This window comes from Roseateles sp., assembly GCF_039595295.1.
Classification (GTDB): domain Bacteria; phylum Pseudomonadota; class Gammaproteobacteria; order Burkholderiales; family Burkholderiaceae_C; genus Roseateles.
In genome coordinates this window covers 44,913-60,784 of the sequence record NZ_JBCNLU010000016.1, presented here as the reverse complement: position 1 = coordinate 60,784, position 15,872 = coordinate 44,913, and the positions used below count along the sequence as shown (strand labels likewise).

The window sequence follows — 15,872 nt, the reverse complement described above, 5'->3', positions numbered from 1 at the left end:
TCAGCGCAGCTCCAGGCTGGTCAGCTGCCAGGCGGAGCGTCCGTAATAGACGCTGTTGCGCAGCTCGGCGTGCTTGTAGAAGGGATAGATCAGGAACAGCGGTCCCTTGTCCCGCACCGCCATTGGCTTGTCGTCCAGCAATCGCGCGACGATCACGTCATAGCGGCGCGCGTCCTCGAGCGGGACGACGACGCGGTAGTCGTTGAGCGCACGCGCCTCGACGACCTTGCCCTGCGCCCCGGCCAGCGCCAGCACGTCGCGCAGGAGCGGGCCGGTGAACTTGCGCGTGCCGGGATACCAGGGCGTCTGGGTGCTGAAGCTGACTTGCGGGAGCTTCTCCAGCATGGCCATGTCGAAGACCGCACGGCCGTCCCGATTGGGATGGCGCAGCGAGCCGCCGACGCTCAGCACGACCGCGCCGGCGGGCTCGGCCAGCGGCTGCTCGGCCTGCCGCGCGTGGGCGGGCAGGGCCATCGTCAGGACACAGGTCATCAAGCCCAGCATCAGGGCGGAACGGCGCGCGATCGGCATGGACGGACAGGGACGGTCGGCGCCGGCTTCGTGGGCGGCGCTGCTATCGGTGAAAGCCCGCATGCTACGCGCGGCTCCCCGGCCCATGACCTTGGGGGACCACCCGATTGATGGGGCCCGAGTCGGATTTCCGCCACAGTGCCGGGGGCCGTCCGGACTCCGGTCCTCCCCGAGGGCTGTCGCTGCGGCGACAAGCGGGGCGGGGCGTCGGTCGGAAGATCGGCTGAAACGACGATCTCCAAGATCGCGAAGATCGAGAAGACCGAAGAATCAGGAGACACAACCGATGACGCGCGTGGTCACCCCCCGTCCCGAGAACGTGGACGTCCAGTACAGCCATTGGCCGCAGCGCTTGCCGCGACGCCTGGCGATTCCGGCCACCTCGCTGTGGTTCAACCTGCAGGTCGCGGCGACGCGCTATCCCGACAAGGCGGCGACGCAGTTCCTTGGCGCCTCGCTGAGCTACGCCGAGATGCGCCGCCAGGCCGAGGCGCTGGCCGGCTGGCTCCAGGCGCAAGGCGTGGGCAAGGGCGACCGGGTCGCGCTGTTCATGCAGAACTGCCCGCAGTACCTGATCGCCTTCTATGCGGTGAACCGCGCCGACGCGGTGGTCGTGCCGGTCAATCCGATGAACCGCGAGGACGAGTTCGGCCATTACCTGACCGATCCCGAAACCAAGGTCGTGATTTGCAGCGGCGAGCTGGCGGGCATCGTGGCCAAGGCCGCGGAGCGCCTGCCCGACGCGCAGCGGCCCCGCGCGATCCTGGTCACGCAGTACTGGCAGATGCTGCCCGAGGGCGGCCCCGATGCCGATTGCGGCGCGCCCGAGACCATGCGGAGCTGGCTGACCGCGCGCCATGAACTGCCGCCCGGCGCGACCGACTGGCGCGAGGCGCTGTCGGCGGACCTGCAACCCGGACCGCACACCGCGGGGCCGGACGACATGGCGATGCTGCCCTACACCTCGGGCACGACGGGCCTGCCCAAGGGCTGCGTCCACACCAACGCGACGCTGATGTCCAACAGCTGCGGCGGCTGCCAGTGGGGCTACGCCAGCGCGGAATCGGTGGGGCTGGCGGTGGTGCCGATGTTCCACATCACCGGCACGCTGTATGGGGTGCTGGGGCCGGTGTTCACCGGGATGACGCTGGTCATCATGCCGCGCTGGGATCGGGAGCTCTGCGGGCGATTGATCTCGCGGCATCAGGTCACGCATTGGACCTGCATCCCGACCATGATCATCGACCTGTTCGCGAGTCCCAATTACCGCAGCTTCGATCTGACCAGCCTGCGCTATCTGAGCGGCGGCGGCGCGGCCATGCCCAAGGCGGTGGCAGAGCGGCTGCTGGAGGAGTTCGGGCTGACCTTCGCCGAGGGCTACGGGCTGACCGAAACCGCGGCGCCCAGCCACGGCAACCCGCCGGAGCGCGCCAAGCTGCAGTGTCTGGGCATTCCAATCTTCGGCGTGGACTCGCGCATCGTCGATCCGACGACGCTGGAGGAACTGCCGGTCGGCGAAGTGGGCGAGATCATCACCCATGGGCCGATGGTCTTCCACGGCTATTGGCAGCAGCCGGAGGCGACGGAAGCGGCGTTCGTCGAGCTCGACGGGAAGCGCTTCTTCCGCACCGGCGATCTGGGGCGGATGGACGAGGAGGGCTACTTCTTCATCACCGACCGGCTCAAGCGCATGATCAACGCGAGCGGCTACAAGGTCTGGCCGTCCGAGGTCGAGATGCTGCTGTATCGGCATCCGGCGGTGCAGGAGGCCTGCGTGATCGCGGCGAAGGACGCGTATCGCGGCGAGACGGTCAAGGCCGTGGTCGTGCTGCGCGCCGAGGCCAAGGGCAAGACCACCGACAAGGACATCGTCGACTGGGCCCATGAGCACATGGCCGCCTACAAGGCGCCGCGCATCGTCGAGTTCGTCGAGACGCTGCCCAAGTCCGGCAGCGGCAAGGTGATGTGGCGGTTGCTGCAGGAGCAAGAGGCCAAGTAGCTCCGGCACGATCGCCTGTCGGACGCGCTTCCCCCGAAGGTCGTCCCCCTCACGCCCCTCCACGGAGGGGCGTTTTGCGTCTGGCGCGGCAGCCTCGATCGGAAGAGACGGGTCGCATGAACACACCACCTGTCAAAGCCATTGACCGTGCGGCGTCGGCTGCGGACCATGCGTCCCTCGCCATCAAGGTGGCCAAGCTGGAGACCTCCGTGGAACACGTCGAAACCGAGATCAGCGACCTCAAGACCGAGCTGCGCGAGTTCCGCAAGGAGGTTCGCGCGGACATCATGGCCATCCGCACGCACGACTTCCGACTGATCTTCGGCGCGCTCATCGCGGTGACCCTCGGACTGGCCACGCTGATGGCACGCACCTTCCAGTGGATCTGACCGCTCTCTCCGATCTCTCCTGGCCGACCTGCGACGCCACCCGGCGCCAGGTCTTGCCTCAGAAGCGCGAGCCCGGCTGCTTCAGGAACTCGATCTCCTCGGCGGTGCTCGCGCGGCCGAGGATCTCGTTGCGATGCGGGAAGCGGCCGAAGCGCGCGATGACCTCGCGGTGCCGATGCGCATAGTCCAGCGCATCCTTGAGCCGCGCGTCCTCGGCCGCCAGCGCTTCAAAGGTCGCGACGCTGCGATCTTGCATCGCGAGATCCTCCGCATGCTCCAGCGGCATGGTCACGAACCAGCGCTCCAGCGGACCCAGCTCCTGCGAGCACGGCAGCAGCGCGAGCGCGGCCTCCAACGCCAGCGCATCGCCGGCAAACGCGCGCGGCGTGTCGCGATGGATGTTGCGAGTGAACTGGTCCAGCACCACGATGCGCGCCAGCGCGCCCCAGGCGGTCGAATCCCATTCGCGCAAGCCGCCGGCCAAGGCCTGATCGACCACCGCGCCGAAGCGCTCGCGCAGGCGGGCGTCGAAGGCCGGATCCTTCTTGAACCACTGCGTCAGCACCTGGCCGTCCTGCTCGCCGCCGGGCGCGCCGAACCATTCGTTGAGCACGCGTTGCGCGGGCGCGGGCGTGAGCAAGCGCTGCCAGCGCGGATGCCGCAGCAGCCAGTGCCGCACATAGCTGCAGCCGGGCACCAGCTGCAGCGGGAAGGTGGCCAGCCAGCGCGCGGCCGTCTCCACCAGTTCCGACGCCAGACCCTGCCCGCGCAACTGAGCCGGCACGCCGGTGTGGGTGATGATCAACTGCTCGCCGTGGCGCTCATAGTCCAGTCGGCATTGCAGCCCGGGTTGGGGCTGGGCGAGAAAGCATCTTGCCTCGGGCAGATGCTGGATCACGAAATTCACGTCGCATCTCCACGCTGAGCCTCCCTGCCGAGTTGCAGCCACAAGTAGCTGAATTCCAGGGCTTGCAAGAGCGCGCGCTGCTGGTTGTCCGCCGCGCCGCCATGGCCGCCCTCGATGTTTTCGTAATAGAAGCACGCCTGCCCGAGGGCCTGCATGCGAGCCGCCATTTTCCTCGCGTGGCCGGGATGCACACGGTCGTCGCGTGTCGAGGTGGCGAAGAGCGCCCTCGGATAGGCCACGCCCGCCTTGAGCTGCTGGTACGGGCTGTAGGCCGCGATGTGCGCCCAGTCCTGCGGGTCGTCGGGGTCGCCGTACTCGGCGATCCAGGAGGCGCCCGCCAGCAGCAGGTGATAGCGCTTCATGTCCAGCAGCGGCACCTGGCACACGACCGCGCCGAACAGCTCCGGCCGCTGCACCATGCAGGCGCCCACCAGCAGTCCGCCGTTGCTGCCGCCCTGGATGCCCAACTGCGCCGGCGTGGTCAGGCCGCGCGCGATCAGGTCCTCCGCCACCGCGATGAAGTCGTCGAAGCTGCGCTGCTTGTGCGCCAGCGTCGCGGCCTGGTGCCAGCGCGGGCCGTATTCGCCGCCGCCGCGGATGTTGGCTACCACCAGCTGTCCGCCTCGCGTGAGCCACGCCCGGCCGTTGACGCCCGAGTACCACGGCTGCAGCGAAACCTCGAAGCCGCCGTAGCCGTAGAGCAGCGTCGGCATCGGCACCGGCGTTTGCTTGTCGTCATGGCCATGGCCACGCGAATGCCCGGCCGCCGCGTCGTCCCGCCCCGTCTTGCCGATCACGAAGTACGGGATGCTCTCGCCGTCCGCGCTGGTGGCGAAGAACTGCCGCACTGACAGCCCCGTCGCGTCGAACTGCGCGCCGCGCTGCTTGAGCGGCTCGCGCTCGTCGCTGCCGGCTCGCGCCAGGCTGACGCTGTCCGGGCTGAGGAAGTCCGCGTAGTGCAGCAGATAGTCGTCGCCCAGCGGATCCTCGCGCAGCTCCAGGTCGTGCAGACCCTGCAAGCCCAGCGTGCCGGGGAAGGGCGCCTTGACCTGGCGCAGCGCCGGCGGATGGCGGCGCAGGTCCCACTCCTCGAGCCGGCTGGCCACATGCTCGCTGATGTTGAGCAGCAGGTGATGCCGCGTCAGCTCGTAATCCTCCAGCGAACGGCCCGCCGTCGGCGAGAACATCACCCGCAGGTGCTTGTCATGGCGCTTGTCGTGCTGCTCGCTGCGCCAGAACTCGGCTTCGTCCAGCAGCAGCAGCGAGCCCGCCGGATAGGTCGGCCCATGCGGGATCGCCCAGTCGCTGCGCGGGCGCAGCAGCATCCACGGCCCTTCCAGATGGACGCTCATGTCGCTGGGCAGGTCGATCAGGACGAACTGCCCGTCGCGCCACAGGAAGCGCGACGAGTTGTAGAAGTCCAGCTCTCGGCTGAAGACCACCCGCTCGTGACCCGGCGTGCGGTCCACCGAGGCGCTCACCGACACGTCGTGCGTCTCGCCCTCGAAGATCACCGGCGCCGCGTCCAGCGGCGTGCCGCGGGCCCAGCGCCGCACCTGGCGCGGGTAGCCGGAATCCGTCAGCGAGTCCGGCCCGAAGTCGCTGCCCACCAGCAGCGTGTCCGCGTCCAGCCACTCGACGTCGCTCTTGGCCTCGGGCACCAGGAAGCCGCCTTCGGACGGCGGGATGAAGCGCAGCGTCTCCAGATCGAATTCGCGCAGCTCGTGCGCATCGGCGCCGCCGTCGGACAGCGACACCAGGCATCGCCGGTACTCGGGCGCCAGCGCGGTCGCGCCGTGGAAGACCCAGCCGCGGCCCTCGGCCCGGCCCAGCGCGTCCACGTCCAGCACCAGGCGCCAGGGCGGGTCGGCCAGCTTGAACTCGGCCAGCGTGCAGCGCCGCCACAGACCGCGCGGATGGGCCTCGTCCTGCCAGAGGTTGTAGAACCAGTCGCCGCGGCGCGCGACATGCGGAATCCGGTCGCGCGCGTTGAGCACCTGCAGCAACTCCGCGTACAGCGTCTCGAACTCGGGTTGCGCCTTCAGCGTGGCCAGGGTCTGCTCGTTGCGCTCGCGCACCCATTGCAGCGCGCGTTCACCTTCGGCACCGTCCAGCGCCTCGAGCCAGAGGAAGGGGTCGTCGCCGGTCGGGGGCGCGCCGGCCGGGCCGGTCGGATGCTGCGGATCTGCTTGCACAACGGTCTCCTGATCGAGGACGGACACGGCATGGTCCGTGCCCGCGGGCGGGGGGCCGAAACGCCCCGATCGTGCGGAGCGCCCCGGCGCCTTCTTCTGCAATCACGCCTCGGCTTCCTTCACCAGCTGGGGCGTGATCTCCACGCTGCCCTTGTCGGTGCTGACGTAGGCGGTCCCGTCCTGGATGCTGACCTGCCACTGCATGCCGCGCTCGGCCAGCGCCGCCAGGGCCTGCGACTGCTCCGCCGGAATCTGCCACACCGCCAGCTTGGGCGTGCGCTGCAGCTTGTTCTGGATGCCCGTCCACCAGACCGGCTGGCTGGAGGCGTAGCCGATCACGGTGACGCGCTCGGCCCGGCCATGGGCCTGGCGCAGACGGCGTTCGTCGGGCTGACCCAACTCGATCCAGTGCACCACCTCCCCGGTCAGGTCCAGTTGCCACAGCGGCGGCTCGTCCACATCGGACAGGCCCTTGCTGAACTCCAGCTTGCCGCGCAAGTCGTCCGCCGGGACGTTCAGCGCGTAGGCCAGGATGCGGATCATCATGCGCTCGTCGGTCTCCGACGGATGGCGGGCGACGGTGAGGTTGTGCTCGCCATAGACATGGCGGTCCATGTCCGAGATCTGCAGCTGGGCTTTGTGGATGGTGGCCTTGAGCGCCATGGTGGGGATTCGCGGTAAGACGGGTCAGGGGGCGGCATGAGAACTGCCCGCCGAGCACCCGGTTGGAACGGAGGCCGCCCGGGTCCTGGGACGCGGAAACGACTTGAAGCCGCGCATTATCCGGGTCATGGCATCATGCCGACCGCGCCGCCCGGCCCAGGCCGGGCGAGCTCCGCAGGCCGCCGTCTGCGCGGACCCCAAACGGGCCCCGCGGCGGCCGACGTATCGACGAGACTCGGCGCCCATCCGGCGCCTCGACCCGAGAGCACCCCACATGAACACACTCCGCACCTCCGTTGCCGTGGCCGTCCTGCTGGCCAGCGGTCTGGCCGTCGCCCAGTCCACCGGCACCCCCGCCAAGCCGGCCGCCAAGCCCGCCGCGCAAAGCGCCGCCCCGGCCGCCAAGCCCGCCGCCAAGGGCAAGCTGATGACGCGCGACGAGCTGCGCAGCTGCATGGCCAGCAACCAGGAGATCGACGACCAGGCCGCCAAGCTCAAGACGCGCCAGGCCGACGTGCTCAAGGAGCGCGACGAGCTCAAGGCGCTCAAGGAAACGAACGCCAAGTCCGACTCCGACCTGGGCACCCAGGGCGATGCGCTCAAGGCGGAGATCGCCGCGACCAACGCCGCGGGCGAAGAGCTCAAGGTGGCCGCGCCCAAGATGGAGAAGGCCGAGCTCAAGGCCAAGCAGGAAGAGTTCAACGCCCGCGCCGCCGCGCTGCAGGCCAAGATCGACGCCTACAACGCCGCGCTGACCACGGCCCGCGCCGAGGCCGCCAAGGCCGTCGATGCCTACAACGCCCGCGTCGATGCCTTCCAGAAGCACACCGACGACTTCAACGAGGCCGTCGAGGACCTGAACGACAAGCGCAACGCCTGGAAGCTCAAGTGCGGCAACCGTTCGTACGACGAGAACGACGAGATCGCGATCAAGAAGGAACTCGCCGGCAAGAAGTAAGCCGACGGAGAGCGCCGCCAGGCGGGCGGCGACGCGCGACGCGATCCTCGGATCGCCATGGACAAGGGGGCCTCAGGCCCCCTTGTTCGTTTCGGATCGATCCGCCGGCTCGACCTCGGTCTCAATCGTCCTTGGCGTCGTCCACGCGGATCGCCCGGTCCAGCGCCGTGGGCGCGACGCGCGTCTGGCCGTGCGACTTGAAATAGTCCTCCAGCGCGTCCACCGCCAGCGGACCGGTCTGCACGAAGCGGGCCTGGGTGAACACGGTGAATCCGTCGCCGCCGACCTGCAGGAAATCGTTGATCGCCACGCGCAGGGTCTGCGTCGGCGACACCGGCTTGCCGTCGAGCATCAGGCTGCCCGGCACGAGACGTGAGCCCACCGGCCGGCGCTTGTCCCAGCGATAGGACAGGCCCTTGGAAACCTGCAGCGGCAGGAACTTGCTGTCGCCCGCCTGCCATTGCTGCTCCAGCAGTTGGTGCAGCTGGGCGCCGCTCATCTCCACCACGACCAGCGCGTTGGAGAAGGGCAGGGCCGCGAACAGGTCGCCGAAGGTCACATGGTCGTCGTCGCGATGAATGATGCCGGTGCGCACGCCGCCGATGTTGGTGAAGGCGACTTGCGCGCCGCCGTTCTCCGGCGTACGCATCACGGCGAGCATCGAGTCCGCCACCAGCTGCCCCACGGTCGAGCCGCCACCGGCGTTCTTGTCCTCGCCCTCCTTGCTCACCGCCTTGGACAGGAAGCCCACCGGCCGGTCGATCAGCGGCTGCGCCACGCGCTGGTAGCTGTTGATCAGCAGGGTCTGGCGCGGATCCTTGTCCAGCTCGGGTCGCACGACGACGTTGTCGGCGCGAGCCTCGATCAGCCGGCCGCTGGCGCGGTCCAGATTCAGGTCGATCTCGGTGACCAGGGTACCGTACTTGTCGCCGCTGGTGACCAGGCGGTCGTCGATGCGGCAGTTGTAGGCGCGGTGCGTGTGGCCCGAGACGATCAGCCCGACGCGCTTGTCCAGCTTCTTGACGATGTCCACGATGGGGCCGGAGATGCCGGGGCACTCGTTCATGCCGCCGGTGGGCAGGCCGCCCTCATGGATCAGCACGACGACCGCGTGCACGCCCTGTCGCTCGAGCTCCGGCACCAGGCGGTTCACCGTTTCCGCCTCGTCCTCGAAGCGGACGCCCGCGATGGCGCGTGGGCTGACCAGCTCCGGCGTGCCCTTGAGCGTCAGGCCGATGAAGCCCACCGCCACGCCGTCGAAGCGCTTGATGGCGTAGGCCGGCAGGATGGACTGGCCGGTCTGCTTGTCGAGGGTGGATGCGGCCAGGTACTGGTACTTGGCGCCCTTGAACTCGGTCGGGCCCTTGCAACCGTCGGTCGGATGGCAGCCGCCGCGCTGCTTGCGCAGCAGTTCGGCCACGCCCTGGTCGAACTCGTGGTTGCCGACCGAGGCCAGGTCCAGTCCCATCATGCCCAGCGACTCGATGGTCGGCTCGTCATGGAACAGCGCCGACAGCAGCGGGCTGGCGCCGACCAGGTCACCCGCGGCGACGAAGACGTGGTTGGGATTCTTGGCCTTGATCCGCGCGACCAGGGTGGCCATGCGCTCGGCGCCGCCGGCGGCGACGGTCACCAGCTTGGACGGGTCCTGCGGATCGGGCAGCTTGATGCCCCCGGACGGGGGCATCAGGTTGCCGTGGAAGTCGTTGATCGCCAGCACCTTGACGGCCACCGAGCCGGTGGCGACGGGCTTGGCGGGCGCGCTGGCGCCCAGGGTCGGCGGCATCGGCGCCGAGGCGGTCGGGCCGGTCGAGGAGGACGGGCTCAGCGAGCCGCAGGCGGCCAGCAGCGCCGCGCTCAGCAGCAGCGAGAGCGCGCCCAGCGGGCGGCGGATCAAGGGACGGTTCATCGGGGGAGGCTCCAGAAACCCGGGTCGCGGCGTCCGCAAATGTTTGCGGATGCAAAACGGCGGATTGTGCCTCGCGCGTTTGGCGATGCCGTGAGGGCGGCGTTCAGCTGCGCGGAGGGCGACCGGCGCCGCGGCTGGCGTGCTCGCAGTCCGGGTCGTCGCACAGCTCGCAGCGCCAGTCGCCACCGAGTTGCTCGCCCCGTTGCAGCAGGCGCCCGAAGAGGCCGTCCTCGCGGCCCAGGTGCGGGCGCAGCAGCGGACCCAGCGCGTTGAGCGCCTGCTGCAGGCGCTCCGGGCCGGCACCCGAGACCAGGCTGTAGCCCAGGCCCGCATCGCGCAGCGCGCGCCGCACCAGGCGGTCGGTGGGCTGCTGCGCATGCGGGCCGTCGCGCATCTCGTCGGCGATCCAGCCCAGGTCCAGCGCCATCAGCAGCGTGGCGTCCATGCGGGCCTGGACCTGGAGCGCGAAGGGATAGAGCGAGACGTCGTCGAAAAGCAGCTCGCTGTAGACGGCCGTCATCAGCGGCGTGGTGTCGTGGATCACCAGGTCGTGGGCGAGGGCGGCGGCTTCGGCTCGCCGCCATTGCTCCTCGGCGATGGCGCGCTGCTCGTCGGGGCGCGGGGTGCGCAGCTCGCGCTCGCACCATTCGCGCAGGTATTCCGGGATCAGCGCGCAGCGCAGGCGCGTCTGAGCGCTCAGGTGCGCGAGCAGCGCGACGCCGAGCTGGCTCTTGCCGGTGCTCTCGGCGCCGACCAGGGCGATGTGAAGCGCCATGGCGGGGCGCTCAGGCGGCGGCGGTCGCCGGCCGCAGCTGGCGCTGCCACGAGCGCCAGCCCGCCACCGACATCGGCACGAAGACCGCGTACAGCACCACCGTCAGCCAGTAGCCCTTGAACGCGAACAGCGCGATGCTGACCAGATTCACCATCACCCAGACGGGCCAGTTCTCCTGGTATTTGCGGCCCAGCAGCCATTGACCGGTGATGCTGGCCACCGTGGGGAGGGCATCCCAATAGGGGAGGGGCGAATCGGTGCGGTGCTGCAGGAACAGGCCCAGCAGCGGCCAAGCCGCCAAGGTCACCAGCAGGGCGGTCACGCGGCCGCGCGGACCCAGCGTGCGCACATGCAGCGAGTCGCCCTCGGCGGTGCGGCCGCGCATCCACTGCCACCAGCCCCACAGCGCCAGCCCCGCGAAGAGCAGCTGAAGCGTGGCCTCGCCATACAGCTTGCCGCTCCAGAACAGCAGGAAGTAGAGCAGCGAGCTGGTCAGCGCCAGGGGCCAGGCCAGCACCTGCACGCGCATGTTGCAGATCACCATCCAGATCGCCAGCACGAAGGCGACCAGCTCCAGCCAGCTGATGGGACTGCCCAGCGCGGTGAAGGCCGGCGCGAGCGCCGCGGCGATCGCCGCGTCCATCGACGTGACCATGGCGTGGAAGAGGGCGGGCAATGGCCCGATCAGGGCATCCATCGTCGACAGCATGCGGGACCCGGAGGATTCAGCGACGCAGCGGGACGAAGACCTCGTCCGGCTTGACCATGCCCAGCTCCATGCGCGCCTTTTCCTCGACCATCTCGAGGCCTTCGCGCAGGTCGAGCAACTCGGCCTGCAGCTGCGCGTTGCGCGCGCGAGCCTTCTCGTTGGCCTCCTCCTGCAGTCGCAGCTCGGCGCGCAACTGGACGCCACGCGCCAGTCCGCCCTTGCCGAGCCAGAGCTGGGCCTGGATGGCGCAAAGGAAGGCAGTGAGGACGATGGCCAGGGCTTTCACAGGCCGCGAGTGTAGCCGCCTGCGCGTGAAGAACACGTCCGCGGACGGATCGCGGACACCGGATTCATGGGAGGCGCGGGCTCGACGAGGCGTCGCAATGTCGCCATGAAAAAAGGCGAGCCCGTCGGACTCGCCTTTCGATGGGGGTGGGCCTCCCCCTGGGGAGGCAGCATCAGTCCGGATCAGCGCAGGTTGTAGAACGCCGCGCGGCCGGGGTACACGGCCACGTCGCCCAGGTCTTCCTCGATGCGCAGCAGCTGGTTGTACTTGGCCATGCGGTCCGAGCGCGACAGCGAGCCCGTCTTGATCTGGCCGGCGTTCAGGCCGACGGCGATGTCGGAGATCGTCGAGTCCTCGGTCTCGCCCGAGCGGTGCGAGATCACGGCGGTGTAGCCGGCGCGCTTGGCCATCTCGATGGCGGCGAAGGTCTCGGTCAGGGTGCCGATCTGGTTGATCTTGATCAGGATCGAGTTGGCGATGCCCTTGTCGATGCCTTCCTTCAGGATCTTGGTGTTGGTGACGAAGAGGTCGTCGCCCACCAGCTGCACCTTGGCGCCCAGCTTCTCGGTGATGTGCTTCCAGCCGTCCCAGTCGCCCTCGGCCATGCCGTCCTCGATCGAGATGATCGGGTACTTGTCGACCCAGGTGGCCAGCATGTCGGTCCATTGCTCGGCCGTCAGCTGGATGCCGCCTTCGCCTTCCAGAACGTACTTGCCGTCCTTGTAGAACTCGCTGGCGGCGCAGTCCAGGCCCAGGGCGATCTGCTCGCCGGCGGTGTAGCCGGCCTTGTCGATCGCTTCCAGGATCATCTGGATCGCGGCTTCATGGTTCTCGACGTTGGGAGCGAAACCGCCCTCGTCGCCGACCGCGGTGGACATGCCCTTGGCGTCGATGATCTTCTTGAGCGCGTGGAAGACCTCCGCGCCCCAGCGCAGCGCCTCGCGGAACGACGGGGCGCCCACGGGGATGATCATCAGCTCTTGCAGGTCCAGCGTGTTGTTGGCGTGAGCGCCGCCGTTGATGACGTTCATCATCGGGACGGGGAGCTGGTTGCCGCCCATGCCGCCGAAGTAGCGGTACAGGGGCAGGCCCGACTCTTCCGCCGCGGCGCGCGCCACGGCCATCGACACGGCCAGCATCGCGTTGGCGCCCAGGCGGCTCTTGTTCTCGGTGCCGTCCAGGTCGATCAGGGTCTTGTCCAGGAAGGACTGCTCCGAGGCGTCCAGGCCCAGCACGGCTTCCGAGATCTCGGTGTTGATGTGCTCGACGGCCTTCAGAACGCCCTTGCCGAGATAACGGGACTTGTCGCCGTCACGCAGTTCGATGGCTTCGCGCGAGCCGGTGGACGCGCCGCTCGGGACCGCGGCGCGGCCCATCACGCCGGACTCCAGCAGCACGTCGCATTCCACGGTGGGGTTGCCGCGGCTGTCGAGAATCTCTCGGCCGACGATGTCAACAATGGCGCTCATGGGAACAGTCTCCAGAAGTGAAAAAACTTGTCGGCGCGCATGGTGCCAGCAACGGGTTACCTGCGCTGAACAATCAGACGCCGTCCACGACCACCATGCGCATGACGCCGGCGTGCTCGCGCAGCGACTTGGCGTGCTGGTAGGTCTCGGAGTGATAGAAGCGCTTGGCCGCCTCGCGGTCCGCGAACTTCAGCACCACCAGGCGCGACGGGGTCCACGGGCCTTCCAGCACCTCGAACTCGCCGCCGCGCACCAGCACCTCCGCGCCGTGCTCCTGCATGGCTTTCGTGCTCCATTCACGGTACTTGGCCATCTGCTCGGGATCGGTCACGGTGACGTCGGCAATGATCAGTGCGGGCATGGAGAGGGGTCCTGGTGAATGCGGTGAGGGCGGTGATGCAGGCGAGTGGTTCGAAGGCCCATGCGCGAGCGGCTCCTCTCGGAGCCGCTCAGGGTCATGTCATCAAGCCACCTTGGCGGTGGCGCCGTGGCCGGCCTTGGCCTTGTGCTCCAGCGCCGCCTTGATGAAGGCGATGAACAGCGGGTGGCCGTCCCACGGGGTCGACTTGAATTCCGGGTGGAACTGCACGCCCATGTACCACGGGTGCACGGCACGCGGGAGCTCGACGATCTCGGTCAGCTTCTCGCGCTGGGTGATCGCGGAGATCACCAGGCCGGCGTCCTGCAGCTGGTCCAGATACTGCTCGTTGGCCTCGTAGCGGTGGCGGTGACGCTCGGTCACGACCGGGCCGTAGATCTCGTGGGCCAGCGTGCCCGGCTTGACGTCGGAGCTCTGGGCGCCCAGGCGCATGGTGCCGCCCAGATCGGACTTCTCATCGCGCTTCTGGATGGAGCCGTCGGCGTCCTGCCACTCGTCGATCAGCGCGATGACCTTGTGCGGTGCTTCGGGTTCGAACTCGGTGGAGTTGGCGCCGTCCAGGCCGGCCTTGTGGCGGGCGTACTCGATGGTCGCGACCTGCATGCCCAGGCAGATGCCCAGATACGGGGTCTGATGCTCGCGCGCGTACTGGGCGGCGAGGATCTTGCCCTCGACGCCGCGCTTGCCGAAGCCGCCGGGGACCAGGATCGCGTCGTACTTGCCGAGCTGCGCGACGTGGTCCGCGTCCAGCGTTTCCGAATCGACGTACTCGATGTTGACGCGGGCGTGGTTGTGGATGCCGGCGTGGCGCAGCGCCTCGTTCAGCGACTTGTAGCTGTCCGACAGATCGGTGTACTTGCCGCACATCGCGATCGTGACTTCGGTCTTCGGGTTCTCGACCTCGTTGACCAGCAGGTCCCAGCGCTTCAGGTCGGTGGACTTGGTGTTGAGCTGCAGCTTGGTGCAGATCAGCTGGTCCAGACCCTGCTCGTGCAGCACGCGCGGGACCTTGTAGATCGTGTTCACGTCCCACATGGAGATCACGCCGTACTCCGGCACGTTGGTGAACAGCGAGATCTTCTCGCGCTCGTCGTCCGGGACGCGGCGGTCGGCGCGGCACAGCAGCGCGTCGGGCTGGATGCCGATCTCGCGCAGCTTCTGCACCGTGTGCTGGGTGGGCTTGGTCTTGAGCTCGCCGGCGGCGGCGATCCACGGGACGTAGGTCAGATGCACAAACGCGACGTTCGTCGGGCCCATCTTGAGCGACATCTGACGCGCGGCTTCCAGGAAGGGGAGCGACTCGATGTCGCCGACCGTGCCGCCGATTTCCACGATCGCGACATCCACCGCGTCCGGCGTGCCGTGACCGGCGCCGCGACGGATGAAGTCCTGCATCTCGTTGGTGATGTGGGGGATGACCTGGACGGTCTTGCCCAGATAGTCGCCGCGGCGTTCCTTCTCCAGCACCGACATGTAGATCTGGCCGGTGGTGAAGTTGTTGCTCTTCTTCATCCGCGTGGTGATGAAGCGCTCGTAATGGCCCAGGTCCAGGTCGGTTTCCGCGCCGTCGTCGGTGACGAAGACTTCACCGTGCTGGAACGGGGACATGGTCCCCGGATCCACGTTGATGTAGGGATCCAGCTTGATCAGGGTGACTTTGAGGCCGCGGGACTCGAGAAGCGCCGCGAGAGAGGCCGATGCGATGCCCTTGCCGAGGGAGGACACGACACCGCCGGTGACGAAGACGTACTTGGTCATTGTCTTGCAGCGCCTGATTTGGCCGGGTGCGTCGTCCCGGATCTCAAAACGCCGTGGTGGTAAAGCGCGATTATAGCGACGTCGAATTGGCCTTCATCCGGCCCGCATTTCGCCGATCAGCTCGAGCACCAGATGCGCGGTGTCGTCGGGCCGTTCGAACGGATAGAGATGCGAGCCTTCGAACCAGCGGAACAGATCCTTGGCCAGCGCCTTGGAACCCGCGGCCGTCGCTTGCCGAAGTTCCTCTGACTGCGTGCCCGCGATGAAGGCCACCGGGCACTTCGGCGCATGGCGCTTGAGGATGCGGGGAAGGTTGTGCGGCAGCGTGTTGTAGATGCGGGTCTCGATCTCGCGGGTGAAGCCCAAACGGACCTGGCCGTCATCGTGCTCGTCGAAGCCGCTGGCGACGTAGTCCTGCAGTACGCGGGGATCCCAGCGCGCGAACTTGTGCTTGGACGCGAAATGCGCGTACACGTCCTCGCGGGAGGGCCATTCGTAGCGGCGTTGCTGCGAGATCTTGCCCGGCGAGACCCGCTTGATGAAGCCGGCCGTCTTCGCGACTTGCAAGCTGTGGGCGCGCCAGCCGTCGACGACCGGCGAATCCAGCATCACCAGGCCTTGCACCAGCGCCGGCTTGCGACAGGTCGCCAGCAGCGAGAGCAGGCCGCCGAGCGAGTGCCCGACCAGCGTGACCGGCCCCGCGGGCTTGACCTCGTGCTCGATGAAATGCAGCAGCTCGTCGCGCAGATGCGGCCAGTTGCTGGTGACCGGATAGCGCGGATCGTGGCCGATGCGCGGCAGCGCGTGCACTTGCCAGCCGGCTTCGCGCCAGATGTCGAAGAGCACCCGATAGCAGCCCGACGGGAAGCCGTTCGCGTGGGAGAAGACGAGCGTCTTCGAGCTCGGGGCGGGCAGCGTCATCGGCGTGGTCGGCGTCATCGGCAT

Annotated in this window: 15 protein-coding genes; 3 read left to right on the top strand and 12 right to left on the bottom strand. The window is 68.3% G+C overall.

Going from position 1 to position 15,872, the window contains the following annotated elements:
* Positions 1-531: a molybdopterin-dependent oxidoreductase gene (locus ABDW59_RS13720; protein ID WP_343630399.1), complete on the bottom strand. Its 531-nt coding sequence runs from the start codon at positions 529-531 to the stop codon at positions 1-3.
* A gap of 286 nt (positions 532-817) precedes the next feature.
* Here ABDW59_RS13720 and ABDW59_RS13715 point away from each other — a divergent pair, with 286 nt between their 5' ends.
* Positions 818-2,530 carry a long-chain fatty acid--CoA ligase gene (locus ABDW59_RS13715; RefSeq protein WP_343630398.1) on the top strand — a complete coding sequence of 571 codons (1,713 nt, stop codon included), beginning with the start codon at positions 818-820 and terminating at the stop codon, positions 2,528-2,530.
* A gap of 209 nt (positions 2,531-2,739) precedes the next feature.
* The gene (locus ABDW59_RS13710) at positions 2,740-2,919 is read left to right on the top strand and encodes a hypothetical protein (protein ID WP_343630397.1); all 180 of its coding nucleotides are present in this window, start codon (positions 2,740-2,742) and stop codon (positions 2,917-2,919) included.
* Between the two features lie 58 nt (positions 2,920-2,977).
* Here ABDW59_RS13710 and ABDW59_RS13705 read toward each other — a convergent pair whose 3' ends face one another.
* The 3 genes from ABDW59_RS13705 to ABDW59_RS13695 all read right to left on the bottom strand — a co-directional run bounded on the left by ABDW59_RS13705 (position 2,978) and on the right by ABDW59_RS13695 (position 6,684).
* Entirely contained in the window at positions 2,978-3,826 is an 849-nt protein-coding gene (locus ABDW59_RS13705) for a DUF924 family protein (protein ID WP_343630396.1), read from the bottom strand.
* Positions 3,823-6,021, bottom strand: a complete 2,199-nt coding sequence (locus ABDW59_RS13700; RefSeq protein ID WP_343630395.1) for a prolyl oligopeptidase family serine peptidase — start codon at positions 6,019-6,021, stop codon at positions 3,823-3,825. The genes ABDW59_RS13705 and ABDW59_RS13700 overlap by 4 nt, the downstream gene beginning before the upstream one ends.
* Positions 6,022-6,123: 102 nt before the next feature.
* Positions 6,124-6,684 carry a YaeQ family protein gene (locus ABDW59_RS13695; RefSeq protein ID WP_343630394.1) on the bottom strand — a complete coding sequence of 187 codons (561 nt, stop codon included), beginning with the start codon at positions 6,682-6,684 and terminating at the stop codon, positions 6,124-6,126.
* 274 nt (positions 6,685-6,958) lie between these two features.
* On the opposite strand from ABDW59_RS13695, the gene ABDW59_RS13690 reads away from it, so the two are divergent.
* Positions 6,959-7,642, top strand: coding sequence for a hypothetical protein (locus ABDW59_RS13690; RefSeq protein WP_343630393.1), 684 nt, complete (start codon positions 6,959-6,961; stop codon positions 7,640-7,642).
* A gap of 121 nt (positions 7,643-7,763) precedes the next feature.
* On the opposite strand, the gene ABDW59_RS13685 is transcribed toward ABDW59_RS13690, so the two are convergent.
* From ABDW59_RS13685 to ABDW59_RS13650, 8 genes are all read right to left on the bottom strand, one after another.
* Entirely contained in the window at positions 7,764-9,551 is a 1,788-nt protein-coding gene (locus tag ABDW59_RS13685) for a bifunctional metallophosphatase/5'-nucleotidase (RefSeq protein ID WP_343630392.1), read from the bottom strand.
* Between the two features lie 103 nt (positions 9,552-9,654).
* Positions 9,655-10,326, bottom strand: coding sequence for an AAA family ATPase (locus ABDW59_RS13680; RefSeq protein WP_343630391.1), 672 nt, complete (start codon positions 10,324-10,326; stop codon positions 9,655-9,657).
* A gap of 10 nt (positions 10,327-10,336) precedes the next feature.
* Positions 10,337-11,035: a nicotinamide riboside transporter PnuC gene (gene pnuC, locus ABDW59_RS13675; protein WP_343630390.1), complete on the bottom strand. Its 699-nt coding sequence runs from the start codon at positions 11,033-11,035 to the stop codon at positions 10,337-10,339.
* A 16-nt stretch (positions 11,036-11,051) separates the two neighbouring features.
* On the bottom strand, positions 11,052-11,321 hold the full coding sequence (locus ABDW59_RS13670) for a septum formation initiator family protein (RefSeq protein WP_343630389.1): 270 nt from the start codon (positions 11,319-11,321) through the stop codon (positions 11,052-11,054).
* A 182-nt stretch (positions 11,322-11,503) separates the two neighbouring features.
* A complete protein-coding gene (eno, locus tag ABDW59_RS13665; protein WP_343630388.1) occupies positions 11,504-12,790 on the bottom strand; it encodes a phosphopyruvate hydratase in 1,287 nt (428 codons plus the stop codon).
* A gap of 73 nt (positions 12,791-12,863) precedes the next feature.
* Complete coding sequence (locus tag ABDW59_RS13660; RefSeq protein WP_067063348.1) at positions 12,864-13,151, bottom strand: DUF1330 domain-containing protein; 288 nt, start codon at positions 13,149-13,151, stop codon at positions 12,864-12,866.
* Positions 13,152-13,253: 102 nt separating this feature from the next.
* Entirely contained in the window at positions 13,254-14,927 is a 1,674-nt protein-coding gene (locus tag ABDW59_RS13655; protein ID WP_343630387.1) for a CTP synthase, read from the bottom strand.
* A 93-nt stretch (positions 14,928-15,020) separates the two neighbouring features.
* Positions 15,021-15,872, bottom strand: coding sequence for an alpha/beta hydrolase (locus ABDW59_RS13650; protein ID WP_343630386.1), 852 nt, complete (start codon positions 15,870-15,872; stop codon positions 15,021-15,023).

Excerpts from the sequence above, each read along its gene's own strand:
- ABDW59_RS13720 (WP_343630399.1), bottom strand. The coding sequence starts at position 531 with ATGCCGATCGCGCGCCGTTCCGCCCTGATGCTGGGCTTGATGACCTGT.
- ABDW59_RS13715 (WP_343630398.1), top strand. The coding sequence starts at position 818 with ATGACGCGCGTGGTCACCCCCCGTCCCGAGAACGTGGACGTCCAGTAC.
- ABDW59_RS13695 (WP_343630394.1), bottom strand. The coding sequence starts at position 6,684 with ATGGCGCTCAAGGCCACCATCCACAAAGCCCAGCTGCAGATCTCGGAC.
- ABDW59_RS13690 (WP_343630393.1), top strand. The coding sequence starts at position 6,959 with ATGAACACACTCCGCACCTCCGTTGCCGTGGCCGTCCTGCTGGCCAGC.
- ABDW59_RS13685 (WP_343630392.1), bottom strand. The coding sequence starts at position 9,551 with ATGAACCGTCCCTTGATCCGCCGCCCGCTGGGCGCGCTCTCGCTGCTG.
- ABDW59_RS13680 (WP_343630391.1), bottom strand. The coding sequence starts at position 10,326 with ATGGCGCTTCACATCGCCCTGGTCGGCGCCGAGAGCACCGGCAAGAGC.
- pnuC (WP_343630390.1), bottom strand. The coding sequence starts at position 11,035 with ATGCTGTCGACGATGGATGCCCTGATCGGGCCATTGCCCGCCCTCTTC.
- eno (WP_343630388.1), bottom strand. The coding sequence starts at position 12,790 with ATGAGCGCCATTGTTGACATCGTCGGCCGAGAGATTCTCGACAGCCGC.
- ABDW59_RS13660 (WP_067063348.1), bottom strand. The coding sequence starts at position 13,151 with ATGCCCGCACTGATCATTGCCGACGTCACCGTGACCGATCCCGAGCAG.
- ABDW59_RS13655 (WP_343630387.1), bottom strand. The coding sequence starts at position 14,927 with ATGACCAAGTACGTCTTCGTCACCGGCGGTGTCGTGTCCTCCCTCGGC.
- ABDW59_RS13650 (WP_343630386.1), bottom strand. The coding sequence starts at position 15,872 with ATGCCGATGACGCCGACCACGCCGATGACGCTGCCCGCCCCGAGCTCG.